Here is a 15582-nt window from a genome sequence, read left to right on the forward strand (position 1 = left end):
GCTTGACTGGCCGTCAAGTCAAGCCGAGCGCGGCCGCGTGGCGGCCACTCAGGCGCAACCCTTCGGGCCGGGTCTGTTTGCCCCCTGGGCGGCGTCATCACTCAGTCGTGTATCGACATACACTCCTTCGTTCTTCCTTGTCCAGCGGGCAAACAGCTCCCGGCGCGGGGTACTTGGCATATGAATACAGGCTCTGACCATCTCACTTCGCTTCCCGAGTCGACGCCGTCGCCGCGCCGACTACGATTGGCCGCCGCGGTCGGCGCCGTAGTCTTCGGTTCGATCGTGGTGATCGGTGTCGCCACGCGTCTGACCGAGGCACGCAGCCTGCGCCAGTGGACTGACGCGCAGGCGATTCCCACCGTCGTCATCTCGACGCCCGAGCCCAACAACGGCAAGGCACCGCTTGAGCTGCCTGCGCAGATGGACGCCTTTACCAACGCACCGATCTACGCGCGTACCAGCGGTTACCTGAAATCCTGGGACAAGGACATTGGCGCCCAGGTCAAGGCCGGCGATCTGTTGGGCGTGATCGATACGCCGGATCTCGACCAGCAGCTGTTGCAGGCACAGGCCGACCTGGCCAGTGCGCGCGCCAACTCGGCGCTGGCGGCCACCACGGCCAAGCGCTGGCAGGAGTTGCGGGCTACCGATTCGGACTCGGTGTCCCAGCAGTCGGTAGACCAATTCAATGGTGACTACGCGGCCAAGCAGGCGCAGGTGAATTCGGCGCAGGCCAATGTTGACCGCCTGAAGGCGCTCAAGTCCTACGCGCGCATCCTGGCGCCGTTCGATGGTCGCGTCACCGCGCGCAACACCGACGTTGGCGCGTTGATCACGGCCGACAGCAGCGGCAGCGGCACGCCGCTGTTCGCGGTGTCCGACACCAGCAAGCTGCGCGTCTATGTGCGGGTCCCGCAGGTCTATGCACCCGGCATCCATCGTGGCGACGAAGCCACGCTGACGGTGCCGGAGTATCCCGGCAAGACCTTCACCGCCAAGGTCGAGGCGGATGCGCGGGCCATCGCGCCTACCTCGGGCACGACCCTAGTCCAGTTGCTGGTCGATAACCCCGATGGCCGCCTGCTGCCTAGCAGCTATGCCAGCGTGAGCTTCAATGTGACGTCGGACACGCAAGGCGTGCGCGTTCCCGCCGAAGCGCTGATCTTCGACGACAAGGGACTGCACGTGGCCACGCTGGACGCCAACGATCACGTGCAATTCAAGACGGTGACGATCCGTCGCGATTTCGGCAAGACGGTGGAACTGGGTTCGGGCCTGGCGCCGGACGATCGCGTGATCGATAACCCACCCGATGGCCTGGCCGTCGGTGATCCGGTCCGCATCGCCAAGAACGCGCAGCCGGCGGCGAAGCCCCATGAAAAAGCCTAAGAGTCTTGCCGCCACCGTGGCGGCTACCTTGGCGCTGAGTGCCTGTTCGATGGCACCCGCCTACAAGGTGCCGGACGCGCCGGTGGCGCCGCAGTTCCAACCCGGTGGCCCATGGACTACGGCCGCGCCAGCTGATCAATTGCCGCGCGAAGGCTGGTGGAAATTGTATGGCGATGCGCGCCTGGATGATCTGGAAGATCAGCTGCTCGTGCACAACGCCGATCTCGCTGCGGCGTTTGCCAGCTACCAGCAATCGCGCGATTTCCTGGCCCAGGTGCGCGCCGATCTGTTCCCACAGGTATCGCTGGGCGCGAGTGCGATCCGTACCCGCCAGTCCGACAATGCGGCGCTGCGCGGTGCGACGTCGCCGGGTGTGTACAACTCGTATTCGCTGACCGCTCAGGCCAGCTACGAAGTCGATCTGTGGGGCCGCGTCCATGACAACGTGGCGTCCGGTCGTTCGTCGATGCAGGCCTCGGCGGCCGACCTCGCTTCGGTGCGTCTGAGCCTTGAAGCGGAGCTGGCCAACAGTTATCTATCGCTGGTGGGTGAGGATCGCCAGATCGACCTGCTGCAGAAGACGGTGGAAGCCTATGAGCGCGCCCTGCAGCTCACCAGAACCCTGCAGGCGGGCGGCGCCGTATCCGGGCTGGACGTGAATCGCGCGCAGACGCTGTTGTCGTCGACGCGCTCGCAGCTTTCGCAGACGCAGGCGCAGCGCGCCTTGCTGCAACATGCAATCGCGGTGCTGGTGGGGCAGTCGGCCTCGACGTTTACGCTGGATGTGAAGACCGATCTGCCCAACCTGCCGGTAATTCCGATCGGCCTGCCGTCGACGCTGTTGCAGCGTCGCCCAGATATCGCTGCTGCGGAGCGCCGCACGGCGGCAGCGAATGCGCAGATCGGCGTCGCGCGTTCGGCCTTCTTTCCGTCCCTGAACCTGAGCGCCGGTGGTGGTTTCGCCAGCGGTACCTGGGGTAACCTGCTGACCGCGCCTAGCGCTGTCTGGGCCTTGGGCCCGAGCTTGTTGATGGACGTGTTCGATGGCGGTCGCCGTCGCGCCCAGGTGGCAGCCGCACATCACGCCACGGACGAGGCCGGTGCACTCTACCGCGGTGTGGTATTGACGGCGTTCCAGCAGGTGGAAGACAACCAGTCGATACTTACCGATCTCGGTACGGCGATGGTTGATCAGCAAGAGGCCACCAAGGCGGCCGATCACACGCTCAGTCTGTCGCTGGCCCTCTACAAGCAGGGTGCGAACGGTTACCTGGATGTGGTGACGGCACAGGTCGCCGCGCTGGATGCGCATCAGGGCCTGCTAAGCCTGCAGACGAACCAGCTGCAAGCGAGCGTGGGCCTGGTGCGCGCGCTGGGTGGTGGCTGGTCCAGTGACGAGCTGGCGCCGGACCATCTCGCGCAGGAACAGAAAATGAGCAGCGCGACGAAGTGATCAAAGAAAGACGGACTATCGTCCGTCTTTCCCTGCCTGCATCGCGGCAAATCTTGTTGTAGGAGCGCACCCTGTGCGCTCCTACATAAGCAGAAATCCGCGCTAGAGTTTGGCCGCCAGCAGCGTTTCCAGCTTGCGCTGGTCGGCCGCAAACTTGCGGATGCCATCGGCGAGCTTGTCCGTAGCCATGGCGTCTTCGTTATGGCCCCAGCGGAAGCCTGCCTCGCTGAGCGGTGCAGGCTTGGCCTGGCGGGCGCCGTCGTCGCTTAGCGCGCGGGCTAGAGGCGACGCATCCTGCTCCAGCTTTTCGAGCAGGTCGGGGCTGATGGTGAGTCGATCGCAGCCTGCCAACGCCTGGATCTGGCCGACGTTGCGGAAGCTCGCGCCCATCACCACGGTATGGAAGCCGTGTTCCTTGTACCAGGCATAGATACGACGCACCGACTGCACACCGGGATCTTCGTCCGGTGCATAGCTCTTGGTGGACGTGTTCGTCACATACCAGTCCATGATGCGGCCGACGAACGGCGAGATCAGGAACACGCCTGCCTCGGCGCAGGCCACGGCCTGCTCGAACGAGAACAGCAGGGTGAGGTTGCACTGGATGCCGCGCTTCTCCAGCTGTTCGGCGGCGCGAATGCCTTCCCACGTCGACGCCATCTTGATCAGGATGCGCTCGCGCGGCACGCCGGCCTGCGCGTAAAGCTCGATCAGACGCTCGGCCTTGGCGATGGTGGCATGCGTGTCGAACGACAGGCGCGCATCGACCTCGGTGGAAACACGACCCGGCACCAGTTCGATGATCTTGCGGCCGACGGCCACGGCGAGGTGATCGCCTGCGTCCACCAGCTGCTGCTCGCGCGAATGGCTCTTGGACTTTGCCCATTGCACGGCTTCATCGATCAGCGGCGCGTACGCCGGCAGCTCGGCAGCCTTAAGCAGCAGGGAGGGGTTGGTGGTGGCATCCACCGGCCGATAGCGGGCGATGGCCTCGATGTCACCGGTGTCGGCGACTACGGTGGTGTACTGGCGCAGTTGTTCTAGTTGGGAAGGCACGTCGATTTCCGTCTGGGTGAAGCGTTGATTCTCCACGCTACTCGTCGTCAGGCAAGGGCTGTGGAGCACGCGATGGCGTATCGGACCCGGTGACGATGCGTGCATGGCGCTGGTACGTCCAGTATGACCAGCCCCAGTCCAGCAGTACCACCAGCCGGTTGCGGAAGCCAATCAGAAAGGTCACATGCGCCAGCAGCCATACCCACCAGGCCAGCAGGCCGGACAGCTTCAGGCGGCCAAACTGCGCTACGGCGGCCATGCGCCCAATGGTCGCCAGCACGCCATCGTCGCGATAACGGAACGGGCGCGTGAGCGGGGTGCCGCGCCAACCGGCCCGAAGCACATCGGCGACGTAACGGCCCATCTGCTTGGCGGCGGGTGCCACGCCGGGAACCAGCTGGCCGCTCTCCTGCGTGACACTGGCCAGATCGCCGATCACAAAAACTTCCGGATGACCCGGCAGGCTGAGATCCGGCCGCACCAGCACGCGTCCCGCGCGGTCCACGGGCGCGCCCAGCACCCGGCCCAGGGGTGACGCGGCGACACCCGCAGCCCACAGCACCGTGCGTGCGGTATACGGCGTGTCACCAAGCATGACGCCGTTGCTGTCGATGGCGGTCACGGCGGTGTTGAGCCGTATGTCGACGCCGAGCTTGTGCAGCTGCCGACGCGCCTTTTCGGAGAGGTCCGTATCGAAGGCAGGCAAGAGCCGCGGCCCAGCCTCCACCAGCAAGACATTCGCCTGGCGCGGATCGGCCCGACGGAATTCGCGTGGCAGGGTGTGTCGGGCGAGTTCAGCCAGCGTGCCGGCGAGTTCGACGCCGGTCGCGCCGCCGCCGACCACGACAAAGTTGAGCCACTGCTGCCGTCGTGCCGGATCGTCCTCGCGTTCGGCCCGCTCGAAGGCCAGCAGTACCCGGCGACGAACGGTGAAAGCATCGTCCAGCGTTTTGAGCCCCGGCGCGTGGGCTTCCCATTCGTCATGCCCGAAGTACGCATGCGTCGCACCGGTGGCGACGATGAGTGCGTCGTAGCCCAGCTCGCCGCTGACCAATCGAACGCGACGTCGTGCAAGATCGACTTCCAGGGCTTCGTCCATCAAGACGGTGACATTAGTCTGCTTGCGCAGAATCTGCCGCAAGGGCGCTGCGATGGAGGGCGCCGACAGGCCAGCGGTGGCCACCTGGTAGAGCAGTGGTTGAAACAGATGGTGATTGCGTCGATCGATCAGCGTGATGCGAGCCTCGGTGTCCGCGAGCCCGCGGGCCGCGGCCAGCCCGCCGAAGCCTCCGCCGAGGATGACCACGTGAGGTGGTGTCGAGGGAGAACGTGCGTTGTTGTCGTCCATGCCAAGCCTCGCGCTGCAAGAGTTCATGGTGCGTAGGAAGGTATCGCTTCCTTCGGTCTTTGCTCAGTAGAGATCGATCGGATCGACGTCCAGCGACCAGCGCACGCGGCGCGCGGAAGGCAGGCGCCACAGCGACTGGTGCCAGGGCCGCAGCAGCGCGTGCAAGGCGCCGCGGCTGGTGGCCTCGATCAGCAACTGCCCGCGATGACGGCCTGCGCGCAAGGGCATGGGGGCAGGCATCGGGCCGGCAATTTGCAAGGGTGCACCAGCCAGCGCAGCGTTGGCGTCGGCGAGAAAGGCATCCACGTGTTCGCGCTGATGCGCTTCTGCGCGCAGCAAGACCTGATGGCCGTAGGGCGGCAGATCGATGCTGCGACGCTCATCGAGCAGGCTGCTGGCAGCCGCGGCATAACCCTGGGCGAGCAGCTGGCGCAGCAGGGGATGATCCGGATGATGGGTTTGCAGCAACACGCGCCCCGGCTTGCTGGCGCGTCCCGCGCGTCCGGCGACTTGCACCACCAGTTGGGCGAGTCGTTCGCTGGCGCGGAAATCCACGCTGTGCAGGCCTTCATCCACGCCCACGATCGCGACGAGGGTGAGGTTGGGCAGGTCGTGGCCTTTGGCCAGCATCTGCGTGCCGACCAGGATCGCGGGACGATCCTCATGCAGCCCCTCCAGCAGCTGCTCGAACGCATCGCGCCGGCGCGTGGTCTCGCGGTCGATGCGCAGCACCGGCACGTCGGTGAAGCGCGCAACAAGGGCTTCTTCCAGTCGCTCCGTGCCTTGGCCCTGGGGCTTGAGGTCGGGTGCGTGGCAGGCCGGGCACTGCTCGGGCACGCGCGCGCTGTAATCGCAGTGGTGACAGATCAGCTGGCGACGGCCGGCATGCAAGGTCAGCGGGTGTTCGCAGCGCGGGCATTCGGCATGCCAGCCGCAGGCGTGGCAGAGCAAGACGGGCGCATAACCACGACGGTTGCGAAACACCAGCGCTTGCTCGCCACGCGCCACGGTGTCGGCCACCGCGGCGAGCAGGGCCGGCGACAGGCCGTGTTCCAGCCGTTGCGCACGCATGTCCACGATCTGTACCTGCGGCGGCCGGATGGCGCCTGGCCGCGCCCGCAGATGCAGCGACTGGTAGCGACCGGCTTTCACATTGGCCAGGGATTCCAGCGATGGTGTCGCCGAGCCCAGCACCACGGGCACGTTGAGCGCGCGCGCGCGCAGCAAGGCAAGATCGCGCGCGTGATAGCGGAAACCTTCCTGTTGTTTATAGGCGCTGTCGTGCTCTTCATCGACCACGATCAGGCCAGCATGGGGAAGTGGAGTGAACACGGCCGAGCGGGTGCCCAGGATGACTTTGGCTTCCCCCGTGCGTGCGCGCAGCCAGGCGCGCGCGCGATCGCCTTCGGCCAGATTGGAATGCAGCACCTGCACCGACACGCCAAGCCGATCGCGCAGCCGCCGTACGGTCTGTGGCGCGAGGCCGATTTCCGGCACCAGCAGCAGCGCCTGCTTGCCCTGGGCGATGACCTGTTCGATCAGCGCCAGATACACCTCGGTCTTGCCGCTGCCGGTGACGCCATCGAGCAGGAACGGCTGAAACCGGCCCAGCGATGCGCCGATCGTCGTCACCGCCTGCTGCTGTTCGGCGCTCAGGGCCGGCGCCACCGTGGAGGGCGTATGGGTAGCGAGCCGGGATTCGACCCGCGCGATCAAGCTGGCCTCCGACAATCGACGCGCTGCATCGCGCCAGCCGGGCAGCGCCTCATGGAGCACATCGGCGGTGAGCGGCCCGGCCGCCAGTGTTTCCAGTAAGGCGCGGCTGCGGCCACGGCGGCTGGCGGCATCGAGCGCGCTGCGACCGGCCTGGGTGAGCTCCCACATTTCCTCCCGCGTGTCTGGCAGGGCGCGGTCTTCGCGCAAGGCCAGCGGCAGCGCATTGGCATACGCCTCGCCGGGAGCGCCCAGCCAGTAGTCGGCAGCCCAGGCCAGGGTGGTCATCAACTCGCTGTCGAGCAGGGCGTCGTCGTCCAGCACGCGCAGCGCTTGCTTAAGCCGGGCCTGCCCTACGGCGGTTTCGACATCGCACGCCACCACGATGCCTACGGCCGTGCTCTTGCCGAACGGGACCAGCACGCGGCTACCCACGCTCGCCACGCCTGCCGCAGGCGGCAGGTAGTCGAACAGGGTCGGCAGCGGAACCGGGAGCGCGACGCGAAGGACGGCGGGCATGAACACCTCGTGGCGGCTCAGTGTAACCGGGGTCGTTAAGCTCCGGGATGGTGCGACGAAGTGCTACGTGCGGTGGCGAATGGTCGGCTGGCCGCAGCTTGCATCCGATAGCTGCCCCGTCATCTAGGAGTCGGGGCTAAGTGACTCTTGGCAGGGGTCTTTTCCATTTATCCACAGCAGCTGTGGATAAGTCTGTGGATGCAACGTTGAGGGAGTGCTTTCAGGCGCATGAAAACGGCGTTCATGACGTTCTGCGTAAGTTTTAACCATGATGAAATAGTCTTTAAATTCAAGTGGTTAAAATTCTTACTCGGCTGGCGTTCATACAACTGACATAGGCACGGGACTTGCCTTGACAGCCATGTGACGCTGTGTAAAACCCCTATCCGGACCTTCCTGGTTGCCCTGCAAACCCGCGCGGTTGCACGGGTTTTGTGTGATGGGCATCACAAACCATGCACCTCAATGCGACAGGCCGAGAAAGGCGGCAACACCGAGCGCAGACCCGAACAGCCAGCAGTAGCACCAGCCCAGGAACAGGTATTTGACCGTGGTCATGAACCAGCCTTGGCGATACACCCGCTTCTGCATGAGCAGCAGGTAGATCGGTGCCCACACCAGCAGTGCCCAGCAGAGGAAGGTCAGCGGCGTGGCGACCCAGGCGGCGTGCGGCACCAGCCAGCCGCGCAGCAGCACCAGCAGCATGCCGAGCAGGAGGGAGAGGAACAGGAAGGCGTGGCTGTGCAACGCCACGATCAGGTGTTCCATATAAAGCCGCCGCCTGAAGATGTACACCACCTTCAACAGCAGGGCGAACAGGGGCATCAGGAAGAACAGCGTCTGCGGCAACACGGCGAACGTACCGGCGAGGATACGTTCGCGTGCGTCGGCGCCTTCCTCGCCGCCGTTTGCGACGCCCTTCATATTGACGATCGCGTGGTCTACCGAACGGTTGAAGCTGGCGTTCATGCCGTCGGTGAGCCAGCTCAGATGTACCTGCTTGTGCTGGAAGTTCCAGTCGTCGGCGGTACGCGTCTCCAAGGGTGCGGCCCCGAGCTGCTCGAGCCGATGATTGGCCTGGTCACGCTTTGAGGCAAGGGCGTTCTTGATCGCCGCGCGCTCCACCTTCGTCTCGGATGTGCCTTTGTGGGTGTCGTCATGCAGCTGCTGGTAATGCGCGCGCACGGCATCGCCCGTCAGGTCCTTGGCGAACTCGCCGGTGCCTGCGCTGGCGCTGGTGTCGACCTTGACGAAGCTGAAATTCTCGACGGCCACGTGGCAGACGAAGAACGCCAGCAGGCACAGCACAAACATCATGCGAAACGGTGCCACGTAGCGTTGGCGCCGACCGGAGAAGTACTCCATGGTCAGGAAGCCTGGGCGGTAAAGCAGTGGCGGCAACGTGTTCAGCACGCGCGCGTCCACATGCAGCAGCATTTCCACCGTGTCTTCGACCATGTGATGCATGGGCCTGAGCACGGTATGGATGGACTGCCCGCATTCGTGGCAGAACTCGCCCTGCATCGCCGCAGCGCAGTTGGCGCAGTGCACGCCCTCGAACGACACCAGTTCCTTCTTCATGTGTCTACCCCAGATTCAACAAGCGAGCGATCTTGGCACAAGCGGATGACGGCCGGCACCTACACGCGGCCAGGGTGCCGGCCACTTCCCTGGCTCCTGTAGACTCCACGCCCCAGGAGTCCCCTTCATGAAGTCTTTCCGCCCCGATCGCGCCCGCGTAGCGCACGAGGTCGGCGCCACGGTGCGCCTCGCCCTGCCTCTGATCGCTGCCCAGCTGGCGGCGGTGGGCCCCAATTTTGTCGATGCCGTGCTGGCCGGCCATTTGAGTGCGCATGTGCAGGCGGCCGTCACCACAGCAGTGAGCATCTGGGCACTCGCCCTGGTCAGCGGCATGGGCATGATGATGGCCGTGCCGCCGTCGGTGGCGCAGCTCGATGGCGCGGGCCGTCGCCACGAGGTGGGCGCGGTCTTCGTACAGGCGCTGTGGCTGGCCTGGGGCATGGGCATCGTGCTGTGGTTCCTGATACGCCACGCGTCGCCGCTGCTCGACTGGATTGGCGTGGTGCCGACCTTGCGCACCGACGTCACGCATTTCCTGCACGCGATCAGCTGGGCGGCCCCGGCCTTGACCAGTTATTTCGCGCTGCGCGGACTGTCCGAAGGCCTCTCGATGACGAGGCCTTCGATGTACTTCAGCTTTGGCGGCCTGCTGCTGTTGGCGCCGCTGGGCTACGTGATGATGTACGGCCGGCTCGGGCTGCCGCAGATGGGTTCGCTGGGTAGCGGCATCGCCACGGCGATCGTGCTGTGGCTGGAGATGATCGGCTTCTCCATCTATGTGGCCAAGCACCCGGCTTATCGCGACCTGGGCCTGCGTGCTGGCATGGCGTGGCCCAACCGCAAAATCCTGGGCGAATTGCTAAAGATCGGCGGCCCGATGGCGGTCACCCTGTTGGCAGAGGGCGGGCTGTTCGTGGCCGTCGCATTGGCGATTGCGACCCTGGGCGAAACCGTGGTGGCCAGTCATCAGGTGGCCCTGAGCGTGGCCACCGTTGCCTTCATGGTTCCACTGGGTCTGTCGATGGCGATCACCGTGCGGGTTGGCAACGCGGTCGGTCGCGACGACGCGCGCGGGGTTCGCTATGCCGGTTTCTGCGGTATCGCCCTGGCGCTAGGCGTGCAGGCGGTTTCCTCCAGCGTGATGCTGGGCATGCCGCATCTGCTCGCCCGCCTGTACACGAATGATGCATCGGTGATCGCGCTTGCTGCGCAACTGATGGTGCTGGCCGGCCTGTTCCAGTTCTCCGATGGCATCCAGGTCACCTCCAACGGCGCCTTGCGCGGTCTCAAGGACACGCGCGTTCCAATGGTCATCACCCTGTTCGCCTATTGGGTGATCGGCATGCCGGTGGGCTGGTGGCTCGCGTTCCACCAGGGGCTGGGTGCGCGAGGCATGTGGATGGGCCTGATCGCCGGGCTCAGCATGGCCGCGGTGTTGCTGTTCGCGCGGTTCTGGCGCAACGCGTTCCATGCGACCTGGCGGCGGCCAGGCTGACGGTTTTCTGGTAGCGCCCGCCTGCCGACGCGCCGTGCTCCCTCGCCCCCTTTGGGGAGAAGGAGCCAAGGCCAACCATATGTGTCGTCAGCACCACATGACCTGCGCCGCGCGAACGGCTACGCTGTTGCGGACATTCTGAGGAACTTCGCATGACGGAGCGTCGCCCCAACGGCTTTTGGGCCTTTCTCTGCGTCTTTGGGCGCGGCATCAACGTGGTCAGGCTGGTCATCCTCAACCTGGTCTTTTTCTTCGTCCTGTTCCTCTTGCTGCTGGTGCTGGCGGTCGGCCTTATAAGTAGCCGCGCCGACCGCGTCGTGCAGAATGACAGCGTGCTGGTGATCAAGCCGCAGGGCGAACTGGTCGAGCAATACAGCCTCGATCCGCTGCAGCGCGCCGTGCAGACGTTTTCCGGCAACCCGCCCAGGCAGGTGCAGCTGCGTGATCTGGTCGGCGCCATCGATGCGGCGGCCAAGGACACGCGCATCACGCGCATCCTGCTCGAGCCCGGTGAGATGCAGGGCGGTGGTTTTGCCGCGCTGCGCGAAGTGGGTGCGGCGCTGGACCGTTTTCGCGCTGCGGGCAAGCCGGTGATCGTATGGGCGGCGGATCTCGACCAGGGCCAGTACTACCTCGCCGCGCATGCCGATCGCGTGCTCGTCGATCCGCAGGGCGGCGTGATGATTACCGGCCTCGCCAACTACCGCCTGTTCTACAAGAACCTGCTCGACAAGCTTGGTGTGGACGTGCACCTGTTCCGCGTGGGCCAGTTCAAGAGCGCGGCCGAGCCCTACATCCTCGACCATGCCTCGCCCGAGGCGAAGGAAGCGGACAGTTTCTGGATGGGCGGCTTGTGGGATACCTACATCGACGAAGTGGCGAAGCTGCGCAAGCTCGATCCCGCCACCTTGCGTGCCGACATCAATGGCCTGCCGGAGCAGATCGCCAGTACGCGCGGCGATCTCGGCCAGCTCGCGCTTGAGCAGCATCTGGTCGATGGCGTGGCCACGCCGGCCGAGCTGGAAAACATGATGCGCAAGGAAGGCGTGCCTGCCGGCAAGAAGGGCGAAGGATTCCGCCAGGTTTCGTTCCAGCGTTACGCCAACACCCTGCCTAGCGACGATGGCACGTTCACGCCCGGTGTATCCGTGGTGGTGGCCGAGGGCGAGATTGCCGGCGGCAAGCAGCCGCAGGGCGAGGTGGGTGGTGAGTCCACCGCGAAGCTGATCCGCGATGCCCGCCAGGATAAGCGCACCAAGGCGCTGGTGCTGCGCGTCAACTCGCCGGGTGGCGAAGTGTATGCGGCAGAGCAGATTCGTCGCGAAGTCGCGCTGACACGCGCCGCCGGCATCCCCGTGGTGGTTTCGATGGGCAACGTGGCCGCCAGCGGCGGCTATTGGATCTCCATGAATGCCGACCGCATTTATGCGCAGCCCAATACGATCACCGGTTCCATCGGCATCTTCGGCATGGTGCTCACGGTGCCGGGCACGTTGGACAAGCTCGGCGTCAGGAGCGATGGCGTCAGCACCAGCCCGCTCGCCGGAGGCTTCGATATCACGCGTCCGCTGGATCCCAAGGCCGGCAACGTGATTCAGGCGATCATCGAAAAGGGCTACCGCGATTTTGTTGGCCAGGTCGCCAAGGCGCGCGGCAAGCAGTACGACGCCGTCGACACCATCGCGCAGGGTCGCGTGTGGACCGGACAGCAGGCACTCGAGCGTGGACTGGTCGATCAGCTTGGTGGCCTGGGCGAGGCGGTGGCCGACGCCGCCTCCCGCGCGAAGCTGGGCAAGACTTACGCGGTGCGCTACGTGGAAGAGCCGCTCGGTGGCTTCGAGCAATTCCTGGTGGGGCTCAATGACAACGCCATGGTGCAGGTCGCCCAGGCCTATGGCGTGCACCTGCCGGCATGGGTTGCGCAGATCGATGCGATGGCGCCGGAGTTGAAGCTGTTGCGTAACGCCAAGGCAGGTCATCCCAACGTCTACGCGTACTGTTTCTGCGCGCCGCGCTGAGCCCTGGCGCAGCCGCTTCAGTGAAGAGAAGCCCCGGTCGAACCGGGGCTTCTTCATGTTTGCGATGGGTTATTCGACCGCTGCGCTGTAGTAGTCGCCGTGCCGCTGCACGCGTACCGGCATGTCAAACGTCTTGGACAAGGCGGCATCGGTAAGCACCTCGGCCTTGTCGCCGTGCTGCACCAGCTGGCCGTCGCGCAATAGGGCCACCTGGGTGATCTCAGGCAGGATCTCTTCGATGTGATGGGTGACCAGCAACAGCGTGGTGCCGTTGCGGGCAAGCTGGCGCAGGCTTTCCAGGAAGCGTCGACGGCTGGCCATGTCGAGGCCTGCACATGGCTCATCGAGCAAGAGCGCGCGAGGGCGATGCACCAGGGCGCGCGCAATCAGCACGCGCCTCGCTTCACCCGTAGACAGGCTGGCCATGCGGCGTCCGAGCAGATGCTCCGCGCCGGCGTGTCGCAAGGCCTCGTCGGCGCGATCGCGCATGGATGCGGTAACGCGATGATCGAGTCCCAGGCGGCGTGCGGCGAAGAAACTCGACAGTACGGCTTCGGAGACTTCCAGCACGGCGTCGCTGCTGCAGTCGTCCTGCAGCGAAGGCGAGACGATGCCCAGCAGGCCGCGCAACTCGGACACATGCCAGCGATCCCGATTGAACACGCGCATGGACGCGCGCCCGTCGCCGCGCGCAAGTGGATAGATCTCGCGCGTGATAAGCCTTACCAGGGTGGATTTACCGGCACCGTTGGCGCCGAGGATGGCGGTATGCTCGCCCGCGTTGATGCGCAGGCTGAAGCGGTCAAGGATAAGGCGATCGCCGCGCATCACGCTGGCGTCGTCGATCTCCAACAGGGGCACGTTGCCCAGGTCATCGGGGGAAGGGGCGTTCATGCTGGACACGATGCCCGTATGGACGTCGATTTGCCAAGCCCCTGGTTAAGGGGCGTGAGGCGCTCATTGCTCGGCCGTTTGCATCGCCTGGCGCTGTTTCTCGGCTTGCTGGTCGACCGTCTTCTGCACATCACGGGCGCGTTGTTCGTCTTTTTTCATGTTGTCCCAAGGCGTTGCGACGCGGGCGGTGCTGGCCGCCGCAGGCTGGGATTGCGGTTCTGGCGGCTTGCCGGAGCAGGCGGCGAGGGCGCAGAGACAGAGCGTCGGGGCAAGCCATTTCATGGACGATCCTCGTTAGTGTCCGCCTCAGTGTTACGCCTGGCGGCGAAGGCGGCAAGCATGACCCGGTTGGAGGGAGGCCGGAACAGGCTCTATGCTTCGCGCATGAACAGTCGAATCGACGCCTGGCAACTGCAGGGCCATACCGCCTTGATCACCGGTGCCAGCAAGGGCATTGGCTATGCCGCCGCGCGCGAGTTGGGCGGCCTCGGCGCCAACCTGCTGCTGGTCGCACGCGATGTCGATTACCTCGAACAGGTACGCGTGGAGTTGGTCGACGATTTTCCCGGCATCGAGGTGATGGCCTTCGGCGCGGATCTCGGCGAGCAGGAGGAGCGGCTGGCAGTCTTCGATTGGGTGGCCGATCTCGGTGCGCCGCTGTCGTTGCTGGTCAACAACGCGGGTGGCAACCAGCCCGCGCCGACGTTGGCCTATCGCGAGGACGAATACCACGCGATCTTCGAACAGAATGTGTTCTCCGCTTTCGAGATGTGCCGGCTCGCCCATCCGCAGCTCGTGCAGCATGCCCATGCGGCGATCGTGAATGTAGGGTCGGTTTCGGGCGTGACGCACGTGCGTACCGGTTCGCCTTATGGCATGAGCAAGGCGGCCTTGCATCAGCTCACGCGCAACCTCGCCGTGGAGTGGGCCACCGATGGTATTCGCGTCAATGCGGTGGCGCCGTGGTACATCCGCACGCAGCGCTCGGAGCCGGCCTTGGCCGACGATGAGTATCTGGACGAAGTGCTCGATCGCACGCCATTGCGCCGGATTGGCGAACCGGAGGAGGTGGCTGCGGCGATTGCCTTCCTGTGCCTGCCTGCCGCGAGCTACATCACCGGCCAGGTGCTGGCGGTGGATGGCGGCTTCCTTAACTACGGGTTTTGATCGAGCGCTTATCCACAGCGGGTGTGGACAGCGGTAGGACTAGCCTGTGGATAGACACCGCAAATGCTTGTCAGCGCGACGATTTCATCATCCTGCTCAGTTTGGCGTCACGCGCCACGCAGTTTTCCACAGGATTTGGGGAAAGCCTGGTAGCAAGCCTGTGGAAAACTCTGCAACGGCCTTGCGTGGCGGTGACTTGCATGGCATTGCGCAAAAAATGCGCAACGCTCTCCCCTCAACAGCCGCGTAGCTGCTCGCGCAATTCCTGTTCGCGTTTTTCCAGCGGCGGTTGATCGCTTTTGAACGCGCGCTTGAGCTTGGTCTCGGTGGCATCCAAATCCTCGCGCAGTGCGTGGCAGGTTTCCTGCGGCGTCAGTTCGCGGCACTGGTCCTGTACCCATACGAAGTAGTTTGCGATCAGCCCCGGCCGTATGCGGCCACGATTGAGTTCGGGTGCGGATGCACCGGCGCTGTTGGGTGGTCCGTAGACCTGCGACAGCGGCAGCGACCCGGCGCCGAGGATGCCGTAGGGCACCTGGTACGGTTGTGGGTCACCGTTGTCGCTGAGATAGGTCTTGCCGTCGGTGGCGCTGATGCAGGTATACATCAGCGGCAAGGGAGGCAACGGTTCGACCGGCTCGGGTGGCGGCGATGGCTCCGCCGCGACGGTGGCCGCGGGGGCGGGCGCCGGCGCTGGACGTGTCACTGGCTTGGTATCGTCCAACTGCAAGGTCTGCTGGCGCTGGGTCCCGGGACAGGGCTTGTCCTGATAGATCGCCCTGCCATCGGCCGTGGTGCATTTGTAGGCCGTGCCGGCGACAGCCGGCAGGCCAGCGCATAGGAGGAGCATCAGGACCAACAGACGGATCATGCGAGAGCCTGCTCTAAGAGCCTGTCTAAAGTCTCCGCGTGGCCCGCACCGGGAGCTGTTTGCGCGCAGGCCAAG

The 15582-nt window shown here is 65.0% G+C and carries 12 protein-coding genes; 5 read left to right on the top strand and 7 right to left on the bottom strand.

The window, feature by feature from the left end; genetic code table 11:
• Positions 1 to 180 precede the first annotated feature (180 nt).
• Both ACT01B_RS02975 and ACT01B_RS02980 read left to right on the top strand, forming a co-directional pair.
• A complete protein-coding gene (locus tag ACT01B_RS02975; protein ID WP_445145910.1) occupies positions 181 to 1392 on the top strand; it encodes an efflux RND transporter periplasmic adaptor subunit in 1212 nt (403 codons plus the stop codon).
• The gene (locus tag ACT01B_RS02980; RefSeq protein WP_445145911.1) at positions 1379 to 2845 is read left to right on the top strand and encodes an efflux transporter outer membrane subunit; all 1467 of its coding nucleotides are present in this window, start codon (positions 1379 to 1381) and stop codon (positions 2843 to 2845) included. The genes ACT01B_RS02975 and ACT01B_RS02980 overlap by 14 nt, the downstream gene beginning before the upstream one ends.
• 102 nt (positions 2846 to 2947) lie before the next feature.
• Here the strand turns inward: ACT01B_RS02980 and tal are convergent, their stop codons facing one another.
• The 4 genes from tal to ACT01B_RS03000 form a co-directional block, all read right to left on the bottom strand.
• Positions 2948 to 3907, bottom strand: coding sequence for a transaldolase (tal, locus tag ACT01B_RS02985; RefSeq protein WP_445147411.1), 960 nt, complete (start codon positions 3905 to 3907; stop codon positions 2948 to 2950).
• Between the two features lie 31 nt (positions 3908 to 3938).
• On the bottom strand, positions 3939 to 5249 hold the full coding sequence (locus ACT01B_RS02990) for an NAD(P)/FAD-dependent oxidoreductase (protein WP_445145912.1): 1311 nt from the start codon (positions 5247 to 5249) through the stop codon (positions 3939 to 3941).
• 63 nt (positions 5250 to 5312) lie between these two features.
• On the bottom strand, positions 5313 to 7481 hold the full coding sequence (locus ACT01B_RS02995; protein WP_445145913.1) for a primosomal protein N': 2169 nt from the start codon (positions 7479 to 7481) through the stop codon (positions 5313 to 5315).
• A gap of 462 nt (positions 7482 to 7943) precedes the next feature.
• Complete coding sequence (locus ACT01B_RS03000) at positions 7944 to 9062, bottom strand: DUF3667 domain-containing protein (RefSeq protein WP_445145914.1); 1119 nt, start codon at positions 9060 to 9062, stop codon at positions 7944 to 7946.
• A gap of 127 nt (positions 9063 to 9189) precedes the next feature.
• Here ACT01B_RS03000 and ACT01B_RS03005 point away from each other — a divergent pair, with 127 nt between their 5' ends.
• Positions 9190 to 10557, top strand: a complete 1368-nt coding sequence (locus ACT01B_RS03005; RefSeq protein ID WP_445145915.1) for an MATE family efflux transporter — start codon at positions 9190 to 9192, stop codon at positions 10555 to 10557.
• A 152-nt stretch (positions 10558 to 10709) separates the two neighbouring features.
• The gene (sppA, locus tag ACT01B_RS03010; RefSeq protein WP_445145916.1) at positions 10710 to 12575 is read left to right on the top strand and encodes a signal peptide peptidase SppA; all 1866 of its coding nucleotides are present in this window, start codon (positions 10710 to 10712) and stop codon (positions 12573 to 12575) included.
• A 69-nt stretch (positions 12576 to 12644) separates the two neighbouring features.
• On the opposite strand, the gene ACT01B_RS03015 is transcribed toward sppA, so the two are convergent.
• The gene (locus ACT01B_RS03015) at positions 12645 to 13469 is read right to left on the bottom strand and encodes an ABC transporter ATP-binding protein (protein ID WP_445145917.1); all 825 of its coding nucleotides are present in this window, start codon (positions 13467 to 13469) and stop codon (positions 12645 to 12647) included.
• Between the two features lie 63 nt (positions 13470 to 13532).
• The gene (locus ACT01B_RS03020) at positions 13533 to 13751 is read right to left on the bottom strand and encodes a hypothetical protein (protein WP_445145918.1); all 219 of its coding nucleotides are present in this window, start codon (positions 13749 to 13751) and stop codon (positions 13533 to 13535) included.
• A 102-nt stretch (positions 13752 to 13853) separates the two neighbouring features.
• Here ACT01B_RS03020 and ACT01B_RS03025 point away from each other — a divergent pair, with 102 nt between their 5' ends.
• The gene (locus ACT01B_RS03025; protein ID WP_445145919.1) at positions 13854 to 14636 is read left to right on the top strand and encodes an SDR family oxidoreductase; all 783 of its coding nucleotides are present in this window, start codon (positions 13854 to 13856) and stop codon (positions 14634 to 14636) included.
• Between the two features lie 235 nt (positions 14637 to 14871).
• Here the strand turns inward: ACT01B_RS03025 and ACT01B_RS03030 are convergent, their stop codons facing one another.
• Positions 14872 to 15507, bottom strand: a complete 636-nt coding sequence (locus ACT01B_RS03030; protein ID WP_445145920.1) for a DUF4124 domain-containing protein — start codon at positions 15505 to 15507, stop codon at positions 14872 to 14874.
• Between the last annotated feature and the right edge of the window lie 75 nt (positions 15508 to 15582).

This window comes from Dyella sp. Tek66A03, from assembly GCF_052567735.1.

Bases quoted from the DNA above. Each gene is read 5' to 3' on its own strand.
- ACT01B_RS02975 (WP_445145910.1), top strand. From the start codon at position 181: ATGAATACAGGCTCTGACCATCTCACTTCGCTTCCCGAGTCGACGCCG.
- ACT01B_RS02980 (WP_445145911.1), top strand. From the start codon at position 1,379: ATGAAAAAGCCTAAGAGTCTTGCCGCCACCGTGGCGGCTACCTTGGCG.
- ACT01B_RS02990 (WP_445145912.1), bottom strand. From the start codon at position 5,249: ATGGACGACAACAACGCACGTTCTCCCTCGACACCACCTCACGTGGTC.
- ACT01B_RS02995 (WP_445145913.1), bottom strand. From the start codon at position 7,481: ATGCCCGCCGTCCTTCGCGTCGCGCTCCCGGTTCCGCTGCCGACCCTG.
- ACT01B_RS03000 (WP_445145914.1), bottom strand. From the start codon at position 9,062: ATGAAGAAGGAACTGGTGTCGTTCGAGGGCGTGCACTGCGCCAACTGC.
- ACT01B_RS03005 (WP_445145915.1), top strand. From the start codon at position 9,190: ATGAAGTCTTTCCGCCCCGATCGCGCCCGCGTAGCGCACGAGGTCGGC.
- sppA (WP_445145916.1), top strand. From the start codon at position 10,710: ATGACGGAGCGTCGCCCCAACGGCTTTTGGGCCTTTCTCTGCGTCTTT.
- ACT01B_RS03015 (WP_445145917.1), bottom strand. From the start codon at position 13,469: ATGAACGCCCCTTCCCCCGATGACCTGGGCAACGTGCCCCTGTTGGAG.
- ACT01B_RS03020 (WP_445145918.1), bottom strand. From the start codon at position 13,751: ATGAAATGGCTTGCCCCGACGCTCTGTCTCTGCGCCCTCGCCGCCTGC.
- ACT01B_RS03025 (WP_445145919.1), top strand. From the start codon at position 13,854: ATGAACAGTCGAATCGACGCCTGGCAACTGCAGGGCCATACCGCCTTG.
- ACT01B_RS03030 (WP_445145920.1), bottom strand. From the start codon at position 15,507: ATGATCCGTCTGTTGGTCCTGATGCTCCTCCTATGCGCTGGCCTGCCG.